Genomic DNA, 360 nt, shown 5'->3' with positions numbered 1-360 from the left:
CCCGCGACATCCACCTTGGCAAGGTGGTGCTCTAGCCAGCTGAGCTACGTCCGCATGTTGGGATTAAGCGGCGAACACCCGCTTTCCAACGAAGAAAAACTCTATAGGACGATTCGGTGTTCGTCCAATCGGGACCATTTCGCCAGCGCCACCCAATCCGGTTTTGATCAGGGGCGATTGTGGGCTAGCATCTTTAGACGTTGCAGCACGTGGAAAGCAACTCCCGCAAGGGCGATTGGCGCAGTGGTAGCGCGCTTCGTTCACACCGAAGAGGTCACTGGTTCGAACCCAGTATCGCCCACATATCCAGCCCCTGGTTCATGTCCGCATGAACCAGGGGCTATTTTGTTTTAAGCGCCA

The 360-nt window shown here is 55.8% G+C and carries 1 tRNA gene; it reads left to right on the top strand.

Annotated features, from left to right (window positions below):
* Window positions 1–229 precede the first annotated feature (229 nt).
* A tRNA-Val gene (locus tag RTN46_RS12735) sits at window positions 230–301 on the top strand.
* Window positions 302–360: the final 59 nt, after the last annotated feature.

This window comes from Arthrobacter sp., assembly GCF_031988865.1.
In the GTDB taxonomy this organism is placed as follows: Bacteria; Actinomycetota; Actinomycetes; order Actinomycetales; family Micrococcaceae; genus Arthrobacter_B.
The sequence above is the reverse complement of the archived record's forward strand: the minus strand, read 5'-3'. Positions and strand labels throughout refer to the sequence as shown.